20 protein-coding genes and 1 pseudogene are annotated in these 20,384 nt (G+C 32.2%); 5 read left to right on the plus strand and 16 right to left on the minus strand.

The window, feature by feature from the left end; all coding sequences use genetic code 11:
* Window positions 1-138 precede the first annotated feature (138 nt).
* The 7 genes from ACSSV5_RS11530 to ACSSV5_RS11560 form a co-directional block, all read right to left on the minus strand.
* Window positions 139-303 (minus strand): hypothetical protein, encoded by a 165-nt coding sequence (locus ACSSV5_RS11530; protein WP_454245983.1) that lies wholly within the window; start codon window positions 301-303, stop codon window positions 139-141.
* Window positions 304-309: 6 nt separating this feature from the next.
* Complete coding sequence (locus tag ACSSV5_RS11535; protein WP_454245984.1) at window positions 310-1,080, minus strand: SagB/ThcOx family dehydrogenase; 771 nt, start codon at window positions 1,078-1,080, stop codon at window positions 310-312.
* 10 nt (window positions 1,081-1,090) lie between these two features.
* Window positions 1,091-2,392, minus strand: a complete 1,302-nt coding sequence (locus tag ACSSV5_RS11540; protein ID WP_454245985.1) for a YcaO-like family protein — start codon at window positions 2,390-2,392, stop codon at window positions 1,091-1,093.
* Window positions 2,374-3,288, minus strand: coding sequence for a hypothetical protein (locus tag ACSSV5_RS11545; RefSeq protein ID WP_454245986.1), 915 nt, complete (start codon window positions 3,286-3,288; stop codon window positions 2,374-2,376). The genes ACSSV5_RS11540 and ACSSV5_RS11545 overlap by 19 nt, the downstream gene beginning before the upstream one ends.
* Window positions 3,289-4,050 carry a hypothetical protein gene (locus ACSSV5_RS11550; protein ID WP_454245987.1) on the minus strand — a complete coding sequence of 254 codons (762 nt, stop codon included), beginning with the start codon at window positions 4,048-4,050 and terminating at the stop codon, window positions 3,289-3,291. It lies immediately after the preceding gene.
* 37 nt (window positions 4,051-4,087) lie between these two features.
* A complete protein-coding gene (locus ACSSV5_RS11555) occupies window positions 4,088-4,867 on the minus strand; it encodes a hypothetical protein (protein ID WP_454245988.1) in 780 nt (259 codons plus the stop codon).
* Between the two features lie 140 nt (window positions 4,868-5,007).
* The gene (locus ACSSV5_RS11560; RefSeq protein WP_454245989.1) at window positions 5,008-6,384 is read right to left on the minus strand and encodes an IS110 family transposase; all 1,377 of its coding nucleotides are present in this window, start codon (window positions 6,382-6,384) and stop codon (window positions 5,008-5,010) included.
* Window positions 6,385-6,667: 283 nt separating this feature from the next.
* Here ACSSV5_RS11560 and ACSSV5_RS11565 point away from each other — a divergent pair, with 283 nt between their 5' ends.
* The gene (locus ACSSV5_RS11565; protein WP_211065715.1) at window positions 6,668-7,051 is read left to right on the plus strand and encodes an AAA family ATPase; all 384 of its coding nucleotides are present in this window, start codon (window positions 6,668-6,670) and stop codon (window positions 7,049-7,051) included.
* A gap of 269 nt (window positions 7,052-7,320) precedes the next feature.
* On the opposite strand, the gene ACSSV5_RS11570 is transcribed toward ACSSV5_RS11565, so the two are convergent.
* Both ACSSV5_RS11570 and ACSSV5_RS11575 read right to left on the minus strand, forming a co-directional pair.
* The gene (locus tag ACSSV5_RS11570; RefSeq protein WP_211065716.1) at window positions 7,321-8,181 is read right to left on the minus strand and encodes a ChaN family lipoprotein; all 861 of its coding nucleotides are present in this window, start codon (window positions 8,179-8,181) and stop codon (window positions 7,321-7,323) included.
* Between the two features lie 190 nt (window positions 8,182-8,371).
* Entirely contained in the window at window positions 8,372-9,964 is a 1,593-nt protein-coding gene (locus tag ACSSV5_RS11575) for an NAD(P)/FAD-dependent oxidoreductase (protein WP_454245990.1), read from the minus strand.
* 189 nt (window positions 9,965-10,153) lie between these two features.
* Here ACSSV5_RS11575 and ACSSV5_RS11580 point away from each other — a divergent pair, with 189 nt between their 5' ends.
* Window positions 10,154-10,615, plus strand: coding sequence for a DUF1456 family protein (locus ACSSV5_RS11580; RefSeq protein WP_454245991.1), 462 nt, complete (start codon window positions 10,154-10,156; stop codon window positions 10,613-10,615).
* Between the two features lie 127 nt (window positions 10,616-10,742).
* Entirely contained in the window at window positions 10,743-10,973 is a 231-nt protein-coding gene (locus tag ACSSV5_RS11585) for a hypothetical protein (RefSeq protein ID WP_454245992.1), read from the plus strand.
* Window positions 10,974-10,975: 2 nt separating this feature from the next.
* Here ACSSV5_RS11585 and ACSSV5_RS11590 read toward each other — a convergent pair whose 3' ends face one another.
* The 4 genes from ACSSV5_RS11590 to msrA all read right to left on the minus strand — a co-directional run bounded on the left by ACSSV5_RS11590 (window position 10,976) and on the right by msrA (window position 14,356).
* Window positions 10,976-11,317, minus strand: a complete 342-nt coding sequence (locus ACSSV5_RS11590) for a DUF5615 family PIN-like protein (protein WP_454245993.1) — start codon at window positions 11,315-11,317, stop codon at window positions 10,976-10,978.
* Window positions 11,314-11,538 carry a DUF433 domain-containing protein gene (locus ACSSV5_RS11595; RefSeq protein WP_454245994.1) on the minus strand — a complete coding sequence of 75 codons (225 nt, stop codon included), beginning with the start codon at window positions 11,536-11,538 and terminating at the stop codon, window positions 11,314-11,316. The genes ACSSV5_RS11590 and ACSSV5_RS11595 overlap by 4 nt, the downstream gene beginning before the upstream one ends.
* 167 nt (window positions 11,539-11,705) lie before the next feature.
* The gene (locus tag ACSSV5_RS11600) at window positions 11,706-13,559 is read right to left on the minus strand and encodes a CocE/NonD family hydrolase (protein WP_454245995.1); all 1,854 of its coding nucleotides are present in this window, start codon (window positions 13,557-13,559) and stop codon (window positions 11,706-11,708) included.
* A gap of 269 nt (window positions 13,560-13,828) precedes the next feature.
* Entirely contained in the window at window positions 13,829-14,356 is a 528-nt protein-coding gene (gene msrA / locus ACSSV5_RS11605) for a peptide-methionine (S)-S-oxide reductase MsrA (RefSeq protein WP_211065722.1), read from the minus strand.
* A gap of 310 nt (window positions 14,357-14,666) precedes the next feature.
* Between msrA and uvrB the strand changes: the two genes are divergently transcribed.
* On the plus strand, window positions 14,667-16,673 hold the full coding sequence (gene uvrB / locus ACSSV5_RS11610) for an excinuclease ABC subunit UvrB (protein WP_454245996.1): 2,007 nt from the start codon (window positions 14,667-14,669) through the stop codon (window positions 16,671-16,673).
* A 173-nt stretch (window positions 16,674-16,846) separates the two neighbouring features.
* Here the strand turns inward: uvrB and ACSSV5_RS11615 are convergent, their stop codons facing one another.
* On the minus strand, window positions 16,847-17,605 hold the full coding sequence (locus ACSSV5_RS11615) for a patatin-like phospholipase family protein (RefSeq protein ID WP_454245997.1): 759 nt from the start codon (window positions 17,603-17,605) through the stop codon (window positions 16,847-16,849).
* Window positions 17,606-18,096: 491 nt separating this feature from the next.
* Here ACSSV5_RS11615 and ACSSV5_RS11620 point away from each other — a divergent pair.
* A pseudogene (locus tag ACSSV5_RS11620) lies at window positions 18,097-19,065 on the plus strand (IS110 family transposase).
* A gap of 155 nt (window positions 19,066-19,220) precedes the next feature.
* Here the strand turns inward: ACSSV5_RS11620 and ACSSV5_RS11625 are convergent.
* Both ACSSV5_RS11625 and ACSSV5_RS11630 read right to left on the minus strand, forming a co-directional pair.
* Window positions 19,221-19,718 carry a hypothetical protein gene (locus ACSSV5_RS11625; protein WP_454245998.1) on the minus strand — a complete coding sequence of 166 codons (498 nt, stop codon included), beginning with the start codon at window positions 19,716-19,718 and terminating at the stop codon, window positions 19,221-19,223.
* Window positions 19,719-19,923: 205 nt separating this feature from the next.
* A complete protein-coding gene (locus ACSSV5_RS11630) occupies window positions 19,924-20,241 on the minus strand; it encodes a hypothetical protein (RefSeq protein WP_454245999.1) in 318 nt (105 codons plus the stop codon).
* Window positions 20,242-20,384 lie beyond the last annotated feature (143 nt).

Below are 20,384 nucleotides of genomic sequence, written 5' to 3' on the forward strand. Positions count from 1 at the left end.
TGTGAATTTTCTTCTTGATTTTTTCATATTTTTCATTGTTTAAAGTTAATAAATTTTCAACTTAAACAATGGTCCGAATTTGTCGAGGTATTATAAATATCAATGGCTTTAAAAATAAATAATTAGATTTTTCTAGATTTAGTCCTTATGTTTTATAAATATTAGTAAGGCCATAAATATAAGACCTAAGCCAAAACCCATGATAATAAACAAATTATCTTTCTGAACCAATTTATCAATAAAAAAACCTACTGCCATTAGTCCAGCGATTAACAAACCGCCAATCATCCAAATTTTTTTCATAAAAAGTTAAGAATTTAAAATAATATATTGTATGTTAGAATGAGAAGTATCTAGGTTTAAAAAGTTGTTAACCTTATCATCAATAAAAGCACCTGCAGGAAAAGATTTTAGGTTATAAGAATTAGTAAGTAACAATATATTTTGCGCGAGATGACCACACTCTAAAAGAGCAAACCTATAAGATCTTTCCATATATTTAAATGACATTTTATTCATGTTCGAAACCAAAAAAACTATGAAGGATGATTTTTTTATTTCATTCTCCAGAGTAGGCATCGCAGATTCTAATTTCTCAATTAAATTTATATTTTCTATTTCTGATAGAGAGTGTCTCTTTGGATTATAGTAGTAAATTCCATTATCTAACTTCTGCACATTATTAACATATACATAAATTTCAATTGGATATAAACCACCACCAGAAGGATAAGGTCTAAAAGCCCAATTTACACCATCATCATATTTCATTATAGAATTTTCTTTTGCAGAATATTTTAGAATATCAGAAAAAACTTCTAATTCACATTCTTCACCATCAAAATTTCTATTTGATCTACGTGTGACTATTGATTCTTGGAGTGATGTTTGATTTTTATTGTTATTATCAGGTAATGAAACTTCATTATTCTTACTACCAGCACTTAAATAGGGTTTTGATATCACATTTCTTATCTTAGTGTCAGAATTTATCAAACCTATCCAAGAATATAATTCAATATCATTTTCTCTCAATTTAGAGCTTTCGTGATATACATTAAATTCATAATTATTTTCCATTTTTTTAATTTTAAGGATAAGGATGTGGAAATATGTTTTCTTCTGTTTTCAATCCTAGTTTCTTAGGTATTTTTTTATATCTAGAATTACCGAGAAAAGGAAATCTAAAATCTCCCTCCATTGTTTCAAACTGAGGAATTAATATTTTCACAACGTTTAATTCACATTGTTTAATATCTACTGATGTGACATCACAGGCATAGCAGTCTAAATCATTATTACTTAATTCTTTAAAAATATGTTGTAAACTATCATTTACTGAATTCATATTTTTATTGTCTAAATCTGAAATATTTAATTTAGGACCATTGTACAAGAATTCAAAAACATGATTAAAATCTCCTGTGGAGTATAATAACATTCTGTCTTTGAAGGAATTTATATTAGAAAAGTCATCTTTAACTTTAAAAATTTCGTCTTTAGAAAACTCACCCCATTTTAAACCTTGAACCATTTCTAGCAAAGTTTTTTTTACGGCAATATTTATATCATGATGACAAGCACCTCCACAATAAACTTCTGGATTTTCATTTAAATCATTGTCAGTTTTATATACAAGTCCAAATACGCTGTGGACGTCTAAATCCATTTTTGTATAAAAAAGTTCATAACGTAAATTTTTTCTTTTAAAGTTTTTAATATAAGTATCAAATAATTTTGAATTTTCGTCTATTATTAATCGAGGTATTTTCAATTTGTTTCTCCAACAAATCATAAAAGTATCTCTTTCAATTAACTCATATATTCCTTTTAGGATGGCATAATTTAAGTTACCATCACAAGAAGCTCCCGTTGATACTGAAGGATATAATACCACTTCACCTTTTTCTTCAAAGGATCTTTTGAAAGGTAAATAAACAGAACAAGCAGGTACATATATTTCCTTTTTATTTAATAAATCACTTGATAAGACCCAAGAAATAAGACTCTTTTTAGTAAATTTTTTGAATGGTATTGATAGAAATTGATTATCAGAAAATAAATTCCAATCATCAGGGTTTATTAAATTATACTTTTTATGTAGTTCTTCATACGATCCAAAAACTAAACATCTTTTATCTATAACACTCAATGCATATCTTTCAGCACATTCTCCTAGAGTAGAATAGTATGCATCATTATAGGTTAAACCAGCTCCAGAACCATTCGAACCCATATTATTTGAAAAACCAATTTTAGAGGTATCACATAAATCAGATGCTAATACAAATACATCAGGGTCTAATAATGAATTTTCAGTTTCAGCAATAAAATTTACTAAACCTGTTACTCGACTAAATAAATCTTCAATGTTTAAATTATCCCTTGCCATAATTTTCTTTTTGGTTTTAGAGGATTTGAGCTACAAATTTTACAGCTAGGGTTTTTCAGAACTGGATGATATTTAATTAGTCCACTCAAGAAATTATGGTGTGCGACTCTATTTTTAAGACTAATAGGAGCTATTCCAGTTAAATTTTTAATTACTTCTAAAATAATCATATCTGAACCAAGACTAATGTTGAAGAATAGATTAGGATTATTTTCTGAATAATTTTCACCAACAACTGCTTTTTTTCTATCAATTAAGCATAAAGGGCACGAAGTTTCATTTGATAAGTAAAAGGGACCAATTTCTAAACCAAAATTATTATTAATTACAGGAAGAAAAGAGATATTGTTATCATTGCAATATTGCAAAACTTCAATTAATAAGTTTTCATTGTATTTCTCAAAATTAAATATCAATAAATCAGCTTCTATATTAAATGAAAATTCTTCAGTAACTTTAATGTCATTTATACCAATTAGACGCAATTTGTCGTTAAGGCTAGTAATTAAATTACTATCACCTAGTAAAATAATTTTAGATTTAGACAATTTTTCTTGACAACTTAGACCATATAATAAGTCAAAGTAGCTGTTTTGCTTTTCTTCTTGAGAAAAAAGTGAAAAAGTCTTTATCTGATTAATATATTTATCAATTTTTTGTTCACTTAAGACATCACTTTTTAATATTAATTTATCTTTAATTAAATTTTTTGAATTAAGTAAGACAAAAAGTGAATTTATCTTACTTAATTCAAAATTTTTAGATAATAGTTCGGTATATATATTTTCAAGTGAATTTTTACCATTAAATAATTCAATTAATAAATTAATGTCAAAATTTATTTCATTAAGATTACTAAGTATCTCATTTTTTTCTATGTATGGATATCTGATCATTTATTTTTCAATTTCTGCTACTGTTGAAAGACTTAAAGTGAATGATGTTGAAGTTGTTGTACAACCATTACAACAAGTACAACTACAACACCAAGAAGCTTTAATCGCAGATGTTTGTGTTTTGGTAGCTATTGCTAATGAAAATTTCTCAACTAATGAGGTTTCTAATAGCATACTTTCTTTATAATTTCTAGGATAACCTTCTGTGTATTTATCATTAAGAAATTCGCTAAGACTATTATATATAATAAAATTAAAATCTTCGGGAACAATACCAGCATTAATATTATTTTCCTCCTTTAGACCTATATCTTTTATTCTTTCAGATAGTTCTTTAATGTCATATTGTTCTAATTCATCTCTATTAACCTCAAACATGAGGTCAACCTCATTTTCTTTTGTTAAATAATGTAACTTATAATTGCTTATTACAAAAGGTTTATGATTTACTAAAACTTCAGTTGCTAAAAATGCATACCTATCGTTATTTATAAACGCTATTATCCCAATTGCTTTATGATTCTCATCTCTATCTAAATCTAAAGGCACGAGACTCGGAATTATACAAAATAAAGATGGATTGGGATTATTCTCTACAGTATTATCAAAAGTCATAAACGCTTTTGACCTTGAAAAAATAAATTCGAATCCTTCTCCTTCGAAACGTTTTAATAAGGATTGAAACTCTTGTTTTGACTCAAGTTGAGTTTTTATAATTTCCAAATTTTTGTCTGCCGGTAATTGATAAGTCTGCTTTTCCATAACAAATGCTTTTAGAGTTAATAATATATTTAAACTTTTAATTAGAAGTTTCTTTTAAAAGGTATTCAATTTGTTTTTCCGAATGATATTGAGATTTTGTTTGTGTAATTTTCAAAAGAGCAGAATTATGAGTTCTATCAAACCATACATAAGTAGTAGTTAACATTTCACTTGTGGAATTGTACTGCTCGACCTTATTTTCTTGTTTTTGAGTTATGTTTATTCTTAATACATCATTTATTTTTCTATCTGGAAGAATAAGCGTTCCGTAACCATCCGCTTCAATTGTTACATTTCCATTGCCAGAAAAATTTAATCCATTTACATTATAAGATGAATTATAATTCTCACCTAATTTATCACCATAAGAGAATGGTCTTTGGGCAATCAACATTGGTTTTGTATATGAAATTTCTAAATTATGTTCATTACTAATAAAACCGACCAAGAAAGTTTTATTTTTATCTTTGTTTAGAAAAACGTAATCTCCATTTGAATATTTTTCAACTAGATTAGACTTCGGGAAGTTTTTAGATTCTGGTACCTTTCTGGAATTTACTATTTCTTCTATAATTTTATTTTTCTTAGGTTTAAGTTTAGAAAAATCCCACGTAACATTTTCTCCAGTATCTCCAGAGTAAATACTATCTATTTCGCAATCTTGAAATATAAGAGTTGTTCCTGATTTAAAATTTTCAATATTTTTGAAGTTGTTCTGACCATTACTAGTAAAAAAAACCAAAAAGAATAAAAGTTGAACAAGGCAAAAAACCTTACCTTTTTTTATCTTTAAATAAATATATTTGAAATTCGACATCGTAACCAAAATAATGAATTTAAATATAAATATAAAAATAATAAAAGTATTTTTTTTAACTAAATATTAACTTTTTAATTTTAAAAAATCAAATATTCTTTTTACTAGCAGGATGTTTTTTTTATTCTGACTAACGTAAATTAAGTTACTGTTTTACAGATATTTGCATTTAAGCCTAAATCTTCATTAGTTAATCCAAATTTAGCGATTTGTTTCCTCATTCTTTTGGCTATGCCTAACTTTCTTTTTTGATCGAGGAATAGATATTCTTTTGGCGGTTTATAAGGTTCTTTTTTTGTAACCATATTCCATATGATTACACCCAATTTTCTTGCTGTTGCGCTTACTGCTGCTTGTCTTCCTTTTCTAAATGCGACACGCTTAAAGAAATCAGACAAGTGTGTATCTTTTAAATTTCCAATAGAATTAGCTGCTTGTCGTAATGCTATTTTTAATCTATTACTCCCTTTAGGAACTTTTGAACTAAGCACTTTACCGCCTGATATTTTGTTGTTTGGTGCTAGTCTTAACCAAGAGACAAATTCTTTTGAAGAATTAAACTTTCTAAATCCTTCCGGACCTATCTCGGCCATAATACTAAGTATTGTAGCATGACTTACGCCTTCAATGGCAAGCAGATCCACACCTTCAAAATACTGATAAGCTACTTGATTAAAATCCTTTATTTTGGGAGCATTCTTATTTTCTCTTTTATAAGGTTTTGGATTGGTTTTTAGTTTTTTTAATTCTGGATTTGTGTCAAGATGCTTTTTTATGAATTGGTCTATCTGTTTATCGCAAGCCTTTAATTGTTTTTGTAAAAACTGATAAGTTTGAAATTCTTGTTTTAACCCAAAAAGAAAGTCTTCCCTGTTATTGCCATGGAGGGCTTTTGCTATTTCTGCCTCAGACTTTCGGCAATTGTAGTGCCGATGCTTAGCAAGTTCATTAGGGTCTAAATTTCCTTTGCAAATATCTTCTATGATTTTAAGACCTGTAAGACCACAAATGTCTTTAACTACAACATCAAGTCTAAAATTTAAAAACTTAAGGTACTTTTGCATTTTTCTTGAAGCTGCCGCTGCTTGATGTATAATATTGCCTCGCTGACGTGCATAAGTTCTAAGTATTTCAGTCTGCTGGTCAGGCAAAAAACTACTTGTAAGCAAACCTAATGCATGCAGTTTTTGAATCCATCTTGCATCTTTAACATCTGTTTTTTTACCTTTTGCGTGTTTGGTAAATTTTCCATTGCATAAAATAACTTCAAAATCATGCTTGATGAGTTCTGTAAAAAGATTTTGCCAATAATCTCCTGTGCTTTCCATGGCAACTGAGGTAATGCCATAGCTTTTTAGGTGTTGACAAATTGCAGTAAGATCTTCTGCATAAACCCCAAATTCTTTTACATCTTCTAGGGCTTGTCCAACTGCTACAAAGTGAGACCGACTTCCAATGTCAATACCTGCTGCATGTTGGTTTACAATTTCCATTTCTAACTTTTTCTTTCTTGCCATAATTGAAAAATATTTAAGTATTAAACAAAAAAGATCCTAAGGAAATGTATTTTTGTATTGAAAATTATTCTGAACGGGGTCTGCGAATTATCGTAGCCACCACTGAAATTATCAACAAAGCCCTGAGAAGAGTCGGAGCTTTTTTACATTTCAACCAGAATGAGCGCACGGGCTCTATCTCAAGCACCATTTGAAAAATCGGCCTTACAAAGGATCATTACAAAAATAATAACCAATATTTTATCGGCATCGTTAGCAATAGAAATTAATCGAGTTTCTTGATATGGGGAATGAAGCTCAACGCATTAAAAATATAAGCTTGACTTTAAAAATTATAACCAATCAGTTTAAAGATCTGCAATTATGGATAAGTGGTTCATCATCGTTTAATTTATTTAATGAACTCAATGAACCTTTAACTGGAAGAAAATGGGAATATGAGCTTTTTCCTATAAGTTGGGAAGAATATGAAAACCACGTTGGTTATTTAGAATCAAAACAAGATTTAGAAAATAGACTTATTTATGGGATGTATTTAGAAGTCATTAATAATAAAAAAGGTGAAGAAAAGGAAGTATTAAAAAATCTAATCAACAGCTATTTATATAAGGATATTTTAGCACATGCCAAAATTAGAAAACCTGAAGTTCTTAAAAAACTTTTTTAAAAACCTATAATGCTGAAAGTAAGCTTATTAATCGTGATAATTTCAGAGAATTTGTAATTGTTTAATCCGGTTCATTTCTTTCAATAAAACATTGTTCTCAAATTCACTAAAGCTACATCGTTAATTTACTAATTCTCATAATATATTGGCATTAAGTAATTTTCAACAAAAGTTATGTATTGGTTTACTCCAAAAAATCACAAGTTTAACTTTGTTTTCTATGTTAAAATCCTAAATAGAACATCAGTTATATTTTTAAATTTAATTCACTAATGCGTTTTTGTCATACTTTCAGGCGTGCAAATGATAAAATTGGCAATGCCTTTATTTTCTTCTGTTAAGGTGTTAATACTATCTTGTTCAACTGAACCAATAGTAATAATTTTGAGTTCTGGTTTTTTGTTTTTAAGATACCACGCTATGCCTTCAAAGTTATTAGAGTGATAGGTGCCGTTGTAATGAATAAATGTTTGTCCTTTTTCCCAACTTTTAAGTATGAAATGAGCCATCGTTGCATCTTTAATGGCTTGTGCTTTGGGTAAATTTTCGCCACCGTGGCCGTGAGCCATTTCAGTCATTTTTTTATAATTAGGCAATTCAGCATCATAACTTATGGGTAAAGGGGCGAAATATTTTTTGCCTTCTACGCTAATACTATCTAAGACTTCAAATCCATTTTTATAAACCATATTGGCATATCGTCTTGGAATATTGGTAGCAACAAATTTGAGTTGATGTTCTAATGCAAAATCAACTAAGGGTTGATAATCGGTTTTATTATTAGTCCAAAGTTTAATTTCGTTTTTAAGCGTTTTGTAATCAAATTTTCCTGACAGGTATTCATCTAAAACATACTGATTGTCCGCTTCAAACATTTCTGCACCAAGAACTAGATTTTCGTTGATTTGCTCATAAACATCTTTGGTCAACTCATATTGCAACCAATGATTGATAGGATTGTTGTGTAATTCGCCAAATAAAATGATATCGGCTTTTTTAACTTCTTGAAGTAATGTTTTGTAGTTCGTTTTATTTCCTTTTTCATCAAAGAGTTGATAAGCAGGTTTATCTGACACAAAACTTGATGATATAATTAGCACTAACAACAAGGCAATCCATTTAAATCTCATAATGTTATTTTTAAGAAAGGTAAATATAAAAATTCTATTTCAAGAATATTTTTTAACTTTCTAAAGTTAGGGATGCGAGTGCTGTAAAGCAAAAATATGTCGAAAATGCCGTTGACGCTTTATTGGCTGGAGAAAAACCTAAAACCACATCGACCAAAGCGATTGTCTGTTCGATTAAGACCTTGTAGAATTAATTACTGTATTTTTTTTCAGATTTAATGTATTTAAATACAGCATCAGCACAGCGTTCACCATCGATAGCTGCAGATACTATTCCACCGGCATAACCTGCGCCTTCTCCACAAGGGAAAAGACTTTTGAATTCTATATGCTGTAAAGTTTCTTTATCTCTTGGTATCCTCACAGGTGAAGATGTTCTGGATTCGGGTGCTAAAATGACCGCATCTTTATGGTCAAAGCCTTTCATTTTTTGGCTAAACTTTTTAAAACCCTCGCGCAGTCTTTTAGTTATAGCTATTGGAAAAATCTCATCCATTTCAACCGAAGTGGTTCCGGGGAAATAAGAGTTTTTCGGTATTGATACAGATTTTCTTTTGGCTAAAAAATCCTGAAGCCTTTGGGCAGGCACGCTTTGAGTTTCGCCGGCGAGTTGCCAAGATTTTTTCTCTATGTGTTCTTGAAATTTTAAACCCTTTAAAGCGCCAAATTCTTCAAAACCTGTGAGTACTTCATCATCAACTGTAACGACTATTCCAGAATTGGCGTAAGGATTATTTCTCTTAGACGGCGACCAACCATTAGTCACTACTTCGCCATCTGCTGTTGCACAGGGTGCCACTATTCCGCCAGGACACATACAAAAAGAATACACGCCTTTGTTATCTACCTGCTCTACCAGACTATAGGCTGACGGCGGTAAGTATTCACCTCGATTTGGGGTTTTGTATTGGATTTGATCTATTAAAGATTGCGGATGTTCTACCCGCACACCCATTGCAAAAGGTTTGAATTCTATTTTTATCTTTCTGTCGTGTAAAAGATAAAAAATATCTCTTGCTGAATGGCCTGTGGCTAAAATACAAGCATCGGCATACATATTTGTTTTATAATTGACCTCAATACCAAGGATGTGTTTATCCTTAATTATAAAGTCAGTGAGTTTGGTATTGAAATGAATTTCACCACCATAATTGAGAATTGTTTCCCTTATTGCAGTTATAATATTTGGTAATTTATTGGTACCAATATGAGGATGAGCGTCAACAAGTATATCCTGACTGGTGCCGTGTTGAACAAAAGTTTGCAATACAGCGTTTATAGATTTTTTATGACCAGATCGTGTGTATAATTTACCATCTGAATAGGTTCCAGCTCCACCTTCACCAAAACAATAATTAGATTCTGGATTGACGATATGCTCTTTATTGATTTTAGCTAAATCTCTTCTTCTGGATCTGACGTCCTTTCCGCGCTCAACAACAATTGGCTTTAAGCCATATTCCAAAAGTTTAAGGGCAGCAAAAAGTCCAGCAGGTCCACTTCCTATAACCAAAACTTGTTTAGACTTCTCTGTAACTTGTTTGTAATTTCTAACTTGATTATCTTCCCAAATGACACGTTCATTATTTAAAGCATAAGCCAATCTGATTTGATATTTGATTTGTCTTGATCTGGCGTCTATTGAGCGTTTTAAAATTTTAAAGGCTGAGATATTTTTTTCACTCACTCCGATTTTTTTAGCGAGTACTTTTTTGAGTTCTTTTGTGTTATGAGCCACTTCAGGATTGACTCTAATATCTACAGTATGAGGTTTTGATGTCATTTTTAAAATAAAATGCAAATGTAGGGATTTCAATCAGGTTTTGAATTGAAATTATTATGGGTGCATATAATACTCCTAATGAATTCATTAAAGTTTTGAAATTACGATCTTAAATTTCAAGTATTTTAAATGAACGTAGCTGTTTGCAAGGCAGCTTGAGTACATTTGCAGTCAGAAACCAAAGATCTTATGACCAATAATGACGTATTAAGAAGGCTGCGCTATACTTTTAATTATTCAGATGCGGAAATGATTTCCTTTTTTGAACTTGTAGATGTTACAGTGAGCAGGTCTGATGTCAGTGCGTGGTTAAAAAGCGATAATGATGACGGATTTGCAGCACTTAACGATCGCTATTTGGCGGCTTTTTTGAACGGGCTTATCGTCTCATATCGGGGAGAAAAAGATGGAAAAACACCAGTCATTGAAACCAGCTTGACCAATAACGATGTGCTGAAGAAACTTAAAATCGCCTATCAACTCAAGTCCGATGAGATTTTAGAACTGTTTAAATTGGCAGGTAAAACACTTAGCAAACACGAATTAAGTTCCTTTTTAAGACGCCCGGATCATCCGAAATACAAAGAACTGATGGACCAATACCTGAGGAATTTTCTGCTTGGGCTTCAGTTGAAATATAAAGGCGGTTAGAGTTTTATAGTAGATTTTAACAGTTTCTACAGTATTAGTTTAGTCTTGTATTTATTCTTTAGTTTAAATTTGATATCTTCAAAATTTAAAATTTTACACAAATGTACAATTTGTGTAAATTTATAATATGAGCAGATTAAGCATTGAAATATCCTCCGAACAACACCAAAAAATTAAAGCCTTGGCAGCCTTACAAGGAAAGTCTATCAAAGACCTTATTCTTGATAAACTCATAAATCCCAATGCTGTAGATGAGCAGAGGGATTGGAATAAACTTGAAGAACTCTTACTTTTCCGCATTGAAAACGCACAGGTATCTCCAAAATCCTTAAAAGAAATTACAGATGATGTTTTATAATTCTATTCAATTTCAAGGCATGACAAATCCTTGAAATTTTCATCATTTAGAAATTTCTCAATCGTATTCTTATTTTGCATCATTAACTTTGCAATCTCCTTGGTAGTCGAATTACCTGATCGTATCCATATAATTTTTGGAGGATGTCCGTTTATTAGACTAATGTCATAAAAATCCGAATCAAATGTGACGATAGAATACTCGTTTTTACGGGCATATTCCCAAATATCAGTATCTTCACTATTCATTAATTCACAATCAGATACGTGTTTACAATCAGGAAATAGGTCACTCAGTATTTTTATGATTCGAAAAGAAATGTTTTGATCAAAAAGCAATTTCATGAGGCATGCTGAAGTTTATGTTCTCTATCGGCTGCATAGGCTAAACAAGCTTTTATATCTTCAAAGGTCAATTCAGGGAAATCATAAATAATTTCATCAAAAGTCATTCCAGAGGCTAACCACCCAAGTATATCAAATACAGTTATTCTGGTATCTCTTACACAAGGCTTACCAAATCTTTTATTTGGATTTCTTTTAATTATAGATTTATAATCAAGCATAACTTTTGGCTTTTTACAAATATAACTAATTTAAAAACATATCCTATATTATTGGCTTACTGGGAGTCTGAATGTAAATGACTTAATATTTTGCACACCAAACTAAAATCCTGTTTAACTCTACGAGTGTTTTACAGTATCTTGCAAGCTTGTTTATTTTAAACCAATCATTTTACCTCATAAAACACAATCTTAGAATCCCCAAAAACAGTATGCGTTTGCTTTTGAAAATCTTCTGTTTTGGCTTTAAAGATATTATCCACATAAGTCTGCGGATTCATATCGATTAATGGAAACCACGAACTTTGAATTTGAATTTGAAGTTTGTGACCTTTTTTAAAAGTGTGGTTGATGTCTTGTAATTCGATATTGACTTGAGTCTTTTTGTTCGGTTGAAAGGGTTCTGGTTTTTCAAAACTGTTTCTGAAACGACCACGCATCACTTCGCTTCTGACCATCATATGGTAATTACTCATTTTTAAATGGTCTTGTACTTCTTCCGTGTCTTTGGCATCGGCAGGAAAAACATCAATCACTTTCACCACCCAATCCGCAGCTGTGCCGGTTGTTGAGACATTGAGGTTGGCTATAATGTCACCGACAAACTTCATATCTTCTTCTAAAACTTCAGTTTCATACACCAAAACATCAGGTCGGCGTGCAGCAAATCGCTGATCGTCAGTCATATATTTTCTTGGTGTAAAAACTACCTTGATGTCTTCTGAATAAGGCACTGGTTTTTTAGGATCACTCACAAAAGTGTTTTTGAACTTGGGATTTGCCGTTGATGTTAAACTTTGGTTTTCGCCTAAAAAGAATGTTATTTCAGTCGTGTTTTGTGGAGGCCAAACTTGATAGGCGTTCCATTCTTTTTTGCCCGTATCAAATATTTGGGCTTCAGACAATTCATCTACGTTACCTTTATCTTTTAAAAAGTAGTTGAAAAACGGCGTTTCAATGTCCTTTTGGTAATTATTTGAAATATCATCACCAAAATAGACATTACCAACGGCTTGTCTTGTTCTTGTACTTGCCCATTGTCCGTGGCTCCAAGGACCAAACACAAAAATATTATAAAAGTCGTTGTGTTTTTCAATTTCGGAATAGGTGTGTAATGGTCCGTATAAATCTTCAGCATCAAACAACCCACCAACAGTCATTACAGCAGGTTGAATATCAATTTCATCAAGATGTTGAATAATGCCACGCGATTGCCAAAACTCGTCATAATTTGGATGCTCTTTCAGTTGTTGCCAAAACACATTGTCTTCGCCATAAAATTTATCGAGTTTACTCAAGGGCATATTTTCTAAGAAAAATTGGTATTGATCTTGAGTGCCAATATTTGGAAATTTATCGGCATACCAAGCCTTGTCAGTTGGCTCGTCTTTCATATATCCAAAAACGGTTGTGGCTAACCAATAGCTTAAAAGATAAGCGCCGTTGTGATGAAAATCATCAAAATAAAAATCACCAATTGGTGCTTGTGGAGAAACCGCAGTCAAAGCTGGGTGATTGGATAACAAGCTGTAAGTGGAGTAAAACCCAGGATAGGAAATTCCCCAAACGCCAACTTTACCATTGTTGTTTTCTACATTATTGACGAGCCATTCTATGGTGTCGTAAGTATCGCTGGCTTCGTCGATTTGTTTGCCTTTTTTATTAGGAATATAAGCACGCATATTGTCATAAACACCTTCACTCATCCAACGGCCACGCACATCTTGATATACAACGATGTAGCCTTCTTTCATTAGATGTTCATTGGGACCGATGCGTTTTTTGAGTTCACCTTCGCCATAAGGTCTTGAACTGTAAGGTGTGCGTTGCATCAAAATAGGAAAATCTTGCGACGTATCTTTTGGGGAATAAATTGTGGTATGCAAATTTATGCCATCTCGCATCGGAATATCGACTTCAGTTTTTGTATAATTTTGTTCAACATAATTATCTTGAGCTACAAGGATAGAAATGTTTAAAAGAAAAAGAATTGAAAACGAAAAAGCTTTAAAATATCGCATGGGTAAAATTTTATGGAGCTAATATAAACTTTAGATGACCAAAATTTAAAAAAGTTTAATCTAAATATAACTTATGTGTTATTGATTTTATGATCTAATCATTATAACAGTTTGTTTTTCAATAAAATAGTTGGTGTATTATATCAGCGGCCTCGGGATTCCTCAAAAAAAAGAAATATTTTTCGGAACAAGATACGAGACATCTCACGTCTAATGTGGGAATATTGTCGCTCGAATAATGGCGAATAATGTTCTAATGCATAATTTGGCTACGATTTTAAGTAGGGTGAAAATTTATCTCTTAGCACTTTTAATTTAGGTTCAATAACTAATTGGCAGTAGCGATATTCTGTGTTTTGATTGTAAAAATCTTGATGTTCTGGAGTGGCTTCATAAAATTCTGACGCAGGTTTGAGTTCTGTAACAATTTTATTATCAAAGGTTTTTGAATTGAGTTGTTGTATAAGACGTTCAGCGATTTGTTTTTGTTGTTCACTTGTATAAAAAATTGCACTGCGGTATTGCGTGCCAATATCGTAACCTTGACGATTTAATGTAGTTGGGTCGTGTGTAGAAAAGAAGACATAGAGCAAAACTTCGTAATCAATGATGCTTTCATCATATTCTATATGAATAGCTTCTGCATGACCTGTATTGCCCATCACTACTTCACGATAGGCAGGATTTTTAATATCGCCACCAGTAAAACCAGAGCGAACTTTTTTAACACCTTTAAGCCGTTGAAATACAGCTTCCGTGCACCAAAAACATCCATTAGCAAATATAGCGTCTGTCATTAATTCTCTATTTTGTTGAACAAATGTATTTAATAATTAAACAAAATAATGTTTTTTAACGTATTATTAAATGATATGTTTTGATTTCGTCCAGCATATTTAATTTGAAATTGGACAGTTTATCATTTCTATTTTTGTGAAGTTAAAAGTTGGCTTATAAGGTTATAAGTTATAAAAGCAACCATAGCAACCATAGCAACCATAGTATCAATAGCAACAATAAAACCGCTATCATCAACAGCATTTAATAAAACGTGAATTTAAGTTAAGAATTCAACATTCCAACTAAATATTTACTTATTTTGTAGTTATGAAATTCAATCTTAAATCCGATTTTAAACCCACAGGCGATCAACCACAAGCCATTGCTCAACTGACTCAAGGTTTGCAGGCTAATGAACGCTATCAAACCCTTTTGGGTGTAACGGGCTCTGGCAAAACTTTTACCATGGCCAATGTGATAGAGAATGTTCAAAAACCAACTTTAGTTCTGGCACATAATAAAACTTTGGCGGCTCAACTCTACAACGAGTTTAAAGAATTTTTTCCTGAAAATGCAGTGGAATATTTTGTGTCTTATTACGATTATTATCAACCCGAGGCTTTTATTCCATCATCCAACACTTATATTGAAAAGGATTTATCCATTAATGAAGAAATAGAAAAATTGCGATTAAGCACGACCTCATCTTTATTGTCAGGTCGTCGAGATGTGTTGGTGGTGGCTTCGGTAAGTTGTTTGTATGGTATTGGAAATCCTTTAGAGTTTCAAAAAAATGTCATCACTATAGAAGTTGACCAAGAAATTTCAAGAACCGAATTATTAAAACGCTTGGTGCAGAGTTTGTATTCGCGAACAACAGCAGAATTTACCCGAGGAAATTTTAGAATCAAAGGCGACACCGTTGACGTCTTTCCAGGTTATGCAGATATTGCTTATCGTATTCATTTTTTTGGTGATGAAATAGAAGAAATAGAAGCTTTTGATGTGCAATCTCACGAGATTTTAGAACGCTATGAACGCTTGAATATCTATCCAGCTAATATTTTTGTAACCTCACCAGAAAGACTAAATTCGGCTATTGACCAAATTGCTTTAGACTTGGGCAAGCAAATTGAATTCTTTAAACATCAAGGCAAACCGCTTGAAGCCAAACGAATTGAAGAACGCACCAATTTTGATTTAGAAATGATTAAAGAACTCGGCTATTGCTCAGGCATTGAAAACTACTCACGCTATCTTGACGGTAGAAGTCCAGGCTCACGACCGTTCTGTTTACTCGATTATTTTCCTGATGATTATTTAATGATGGTAGATGAAAGTCACGTGACCATTCCACAGGTTGGTGCCATGTTTGGCGGTGACCGTTCTCGAAAAGAAAACTTAGTAGAATACGGTTTTAGATTGCCAGCAGCAATGGATAATCGACCTTTAAAACTTGAAGAATTTGAAGCCTTGCAAAACCAAGTGGTTTATGTAAGTGCTACGCCAGCAGATTATGAGTTGCAAAAAACCGAAGGCGTCTATGTTGAGCAAGTGATTCGACCTACAGGTTTATTGGATCCGACTATTGAAGTGCGACCGAGTGAAAATCAAATTGATGATTTGATTGAAGAAATTCACGTTCGTGTAGAAAAAGACCAAAGGGTTTTAGTCACAACCTTAACCAAACGAATGGCAGAAGAATTGACCAAATATTTGAGTCGAGTGGATATCAAAACCCGCTATATCCATTCTGATATTGACACTTTAGAACGTGTAGAAATTATGACGGATTTGCGAAAAGGAATTTTTGATGTTTTGGTTGGTGTAAATTTGTTGCGTGAAGGTTTAGATTTACCAGAAGTTTCACTTGTTGCCATTCTCGATGCTGATAAAGAAGGTTTTTTGAGAAGTAATCGAACGTTGACGCAAACCATCGGTCGTGCAGCTCGACATCTTGAAGGTAAAGCTATTATGTATGCTGACAAAATCACGGACAGTATGCAAAAAACCATTGATCAAACCGAATATCGTCGTGAAAAACAAATGGCGTTTAACCGAAAACACAACATCACACCTCAAGCCTTAAAGAAGTCCTTAAAGTCAGTTTTGTATAAAGAAAAAGTGTTGCAAAACGACCCTGTAGAAACCGAAGAAAGTCTTAAAGCTGCTGAAGAAGAAATGCAATATATGAGCAAAAAAGACCTTAAAAAGCAAATGACTAAAACCCGAAAAAATATGGAACACGCGGCTAAAGAATTAGACTTTATGCAAGCTGCAAAATATCGAGATCAGTTGAAAGTTTTGGAGAAGCAGTTGCAGACCAATGAATAAACATAAAAAAGTCAAAAAAAAAAAAATGAATTTCTTGATGATTTAAAATTTATACTTATTTCAACCCTTGATTCGCATTATTATCTAATATTTAAGGATTACAATTTATAAATATTAGACAGAGTTTAATTTACAGCCTTGATGGATTTATTATTTCATCTTTTTTTTCAACGTTATAATTTTAATAATTCATCTTTATAATCTTTGGCACAGGTGTATCCTATTTGATAAATTTCATCCATTTTTTTAAAGTCAAAAATTTTATATTTCTCCATTCCTGGTGGAGCTATATACACATCGCACTTGTTTTTTTTATCTTCGGCATTTTTATTTATTACTATTTGAATGGTACGTTCAGTAATTCTTTGATAACTTACTTTTCCTTCCATTTTTGAAATGGAATTGACATTTACTCCTATTACTTTGTCACATTTAGTTTCTATCAAATCTACGGGCAGGTTGTTTAACAAACCACCATCTGTAAGGAAAGAACCATTGTATTCAACGGGTTGAAAAACCAAAGGGACACAACAAGAAGATTTGACCGCAAAGGCAATAGAGCCTTCTAAAAACACCACCAATTTTGCATTGGTAAGATCTGTTGCTGTAATATATATGGGAATGTTTAATTTCTCAATTGTATCATGAGGGATGTACTTTTTAGCAATGTTTGAGAACACTTCTGGAGAAAACAAACCTCCATTGCGAATCAACAAACTATTGCGATTAAAAAATTTTTCGGTTTTGCTTATATCAAATATTTCTTCTGGACTAAAACCTGCAGCATAAAAAACGCCGACAAGTGATCCTGCACTTGTAGCTGAAATTATAGACGGTTTAATGTTTAGCTCATCTAAATATTGCAACACGCCTAAATGTGCAATCCCTCTGATTCCACCTCCAGATAATGTAAGTCCAATTCTGTTGTTCATAAGTTTTATTTTGATTCTGACTAACGTAAAATTATATCACTGTAAATCAGTTATTTATATTTTATTCAACATTTCAATTTTCAATCCAAATTTACTCATTTTAAGTTAGCCGAGGGACTAAAGTTTCTACAAATCTAGGAGGGATTACTGCCAACGGTTTGGCTATGAGTAGTTGCGTGGTTTAGCACTTAACTTTGCAAGTATACACCAAACTGAAAATCCGCGAGGATTTTCAGAAGTAGGCGAGAACAAGCAATTACTTATAGCCGTCTTAAGTTTGATTTTTTTAAAATAAACTAATTTTAGAACATTAATCAGAAAGGCATAAAGCAGCAGAATAAGGTTAATATAGCTGTTGAAGATTTTACTTCGTCAACAATGATAATCCCTGCTGCTTTTCTATCTAAATCTTGTTCAGTTCTATGAGACTTTAGATCTCGATTTTAAGATGTTAAGTATCAGATAGATTTACCTTTCATAAAATAAATATTATGGATAAAAATAGTAAAATTTTCGGAGTAGACATTAGTAAAGATTATTTTGATGTAGTAGATCAAGATAACAATCATAGCCAGTATGGTAATGATGCCCGAGGGTTTTCAAAGTTTCTAGAGCATCTTACTTCAGAAGACCTTGTAGTGATGGAAGCGACAGGTTATTACCATTACCGTCTTGCCCAGTTTTTATCACAACATTCCATTGTCTGCTCAGTTGTCAATCCTCTGTGAGTAAAACGTTTCATTCAAATGAAATTAGCAAAAACAAAGACAGATAAATCAGATGCAAAAGCCATTTGTGAGTACGCACAAGTTAACACTGTTCCTGTTTACAGTCATGTAGATGAAACACAAGCAGAGTGTCTTCAGCTCTTTAGTTTGTTAGATATTTACCAGAAACAGTTGACAGCAATAAAGAACAAACAACAGGGAGAGGAAGCTTTAGGTAGACCATCAAAAGCTGTATATCACTCGCTAAACAGAGTGAGAAAAAATCTTCAGAAAGAAATAAATCATTTAGAGGAACAGCTTTTAAAGTTAGTAAAGTTAGATCAGCAGGAACAATTGACATTATTAAAAAGTATACCAGGAATGGGGGTAAAGACAGCTTTGTTTTTAATAGTTATAACAGGTGGTTTTGAGAAATTTGAGACTGCTTCCCAACTGTGCTGTTATGCAGGAATAACACCAACGCAGCGTACTTCAGGGAGTAGTGTTAGAGGTAAGAGTAGAATTAGTAAGGTAGGAAATAAAAAACTAAGATATTTATTATTTTTATGTGCTTTTTCAGCATGTAAATACAATCCGGCCTGTAAAGCACTCTACGACAGATTGGTAGAAAAAGGAAAGAGTAAGAAGTTAGCACTATTAGCTGTGGAAAATAAACTTTTAAAACAAGCTTTTGCTATTGTTAAGTCAAAAAAACCTTTCGATGCGGAGCATCGGTCAGTTTTAAAAAAATAAATGATTAAAAATGAAATGATTATAGCTTGTTGAACTGGAAATAAATCTCCTATCGTCGATTTATTTCCAGTTCAACAATGCCAAGAAGCATATTGCCAAAAATAAATGAATTTTTAGTTGGTTTTTGACTCAGTTCTTTGTTGGCAGCTGGGCTTTCATTTTTTAAGTTTTGTCTCAGTCTCAAAGTGCTTCTTATCAATTAAGTTTTTCATAAGTATCAATGTTTTTTCATAGAGTTTTGCCAAGTTCATAACGCCAAATACACCAACCCGTTCGGTAACTCCCTTTTCAATCAAATCATCAATTGCGAAGTTAAATTCAAATTCAATTTCAAATGATCTTATGTCGAGGCACAACTCACTAATATTTGATATTGTGTTTTCATCTATGTGCAATGAATGTACTTCAATTATTCTTTCTAATTTTTCTCTGAAAATTGAAATTCTGTTCTTTTCATTTGTCAAGAGGTCAAAGCCTTCATTAATTGATAAATTTTTAAAATAATCAGCGACAACCAACTGGACTTTAGGATAAACGATGGGGTTGAAAACGTTAATATTCAGAAGTCCTACAAATCTATGGTTCTTTAAATCTTTCTTGGATGTAAAAATGGCAACTTGATGTCTATGTAGTTCATCATCTTTAAACGGCATCAGACTAAGATACTCGCATATCTCTTGGATTACATATGATGTCTTTCTCAGAATATATTTCTTGTTTTTATTCCGTAGTTGTCTGATTGTAAAATATGGTATAATCTTAATTGCTACGGGAATACTTAAAATAAAGAAAATTAGTCCGACAAGAAAATTTAGCCAAAAGGAATCCCAATCAAGATGTTTCAAGAAATCAATCACATTATATTTCATTTGGATACACTTGAGTCCACGAATAGTTGACACCACAATCCGTGACCATCTTGCCACCATCGAGCCAATCAGCCTGAAGAGTAACAAGTCTTGGCCCCATTATTTTCCCTTCTCTTGGATGTCCTGGCGGGTTCTTAAACCCACCAAAGTAAGGTGGGTTTCCTTTAATCATTTTGCCGTCTTCAACCCATTGAATCTCTACAACTTTTGCATGTCTGTCCAAGCGCCAAGAATCTCTTCTTACATAAAACCCTAATCTGCAATTGTTCTTAACGTACATCTGATAAATATTTATTCTTTCTGACATATCAATCAAAGAATTTTATTGTCTGTTAGTCTTTTCAGCCTTGCTGCCAACGTTTGGGCTATATGTAGTTCTGTGCAAAAATGCCACCACTTTTCAGCCATTCAACAAAGTTAGCAAATAATCTCAGAACTTCGGTTAAGCAC

The organism is Psychroflexus sp. MBR-150 (assembly GCF_053628795.1).

Coding starts and splice junctions, on each gene's coding strand:
- ACSSV5_RS11530 (WP_454245983.1), bottom strand. CDS start 303: ATGAAAAAAATTTGGATGATTGGCGGTTTGTTAATCGCTGGACTAATG.
- ACSSV5_RS11535 (WP_454245984.1), bottom strand. CDS start 1,080: ATGGAAAATAATTATGAATTTAATGTATATCACGAAAGCTCTAAATTG.
- ACSSV5_RS11540 (WP_454245985.1), bottom strand. CDS start 2,392: ATGGCAAGGGATAATTTAAACATTGAAGATTTATTTAGTCGAGTAACA.
- ACSSV5_RS11545 (WP_454245986.1), bottom strand. CDS start 3,288: ATGATCAGATATCCATACATAGAAAAAAATGAGATACTTAGTAATCTT.
- ACSSV5_RS11550 (WP_454245987.1), bottom strand. CDS start 4,050: ATGGAAAAGCAGACTTATCAATTACCGGCAGACAAAAATTTGGAAATT.
- ACSSV5_RS11555 (WP_454245988.1), bottom strand. CDS start 4,867: ATGTCGAATTTCAAATATATTTATTTAAAGATAAAAAAAGGTAAGGTT.
- ACSSV5_RS11560 (WP_454245989.1), bottom strand. CDS start 6,384: ATGGCAAGAAAGAAAAAGTTAGAAATGGAAATTGTAAACCAACATGCA.
- ACSSV5_RS11565 (WP_211065715.1), top strand. CDS start 6,668: ATGGGGAATGAAGCTCAACGCATTAAAAATATAAGCTTGACTTTAAAA.
- ACSSV5_RS11570 (WP_211065716.1), bottom strand. CDS start 8,181: ATGAGATTTAAATGGATTGCCTTGTTGTTAGTGCTAATTATATCATCA.
- ACSSV5_RS11575 (WP_454245990.1), bottom strand. CDS start 9,964: ATGACATCAAAACCTCATACTGTAGATATTAGAGTCAATCCTGAAGTG.
- ACSSV5_RS11580 (WP_454245991.1), top strand. CDS start 10,154: ATGACCAATAATGACGTATTAAGAAGGCTGCGCTATACTTTTAATTAT.
- ACSSV5_RS11585 (WP_454245992.1), top strand. CDS start 10,743: ATGAGCAGATTAAGCATTGAAATATCCTCCGAACAACACCAAAAAATT.
- ACSSV5_RS11590 (WP_454245993.1), bottom strand. CDS start 11,317: ATGAAATTGCTTTTTGATCAAAACATTTCTTTTCGAATCATAAAAATA.
- ACSSV5_RS11595 (WP_454245994.1), bottom strand. CDS start 11,538: ATGCTTGATTATAAATCTATAATTAAAAGAAATCCAAATAAAAGATTT.
- ACSSV5_RS11600 (WP_454245995.1), bottom strand. CDS start 13,559: ATGCGATATTTTAAAGCTTTTTCGTTTTCAATTCTTTTTCTTTTAAAC.
- msrA (WP_211065722.1), bottom strand. CDS start 14,356: ATGACAGACGCTATATTTGCTAATGGATGTTTTTGGTGCACGGAAGCT.
- uvrB (WP_454245996.1), top strand. CDS start 14,667: ATGAAATTCAATCTTAAATCCGATTTTAAACCCACAGGCGATCAACCA.
- ACSSV5_RS11615 (WP_454245997.1), bottom strand. CDS start 17,605: ATGAACAACAGAATTGGACTTACATTATCTGGAGGTGGAATCAGAGGG.
- ACSSV5_RS11625 (WP_454245998.1), bottom strand. CDS start 19,718: ATGCCGTTTAAAGATGATGAACTACATAGACATCAAGTTGCCATTTTT.
- ACSSV5_RS11630 (WP_454245999.1), bottom strand. CDS start 20,241: ATGTCAGAAAGAATAAATATTTATCAGATGTACGTTAAGAACAATTGC.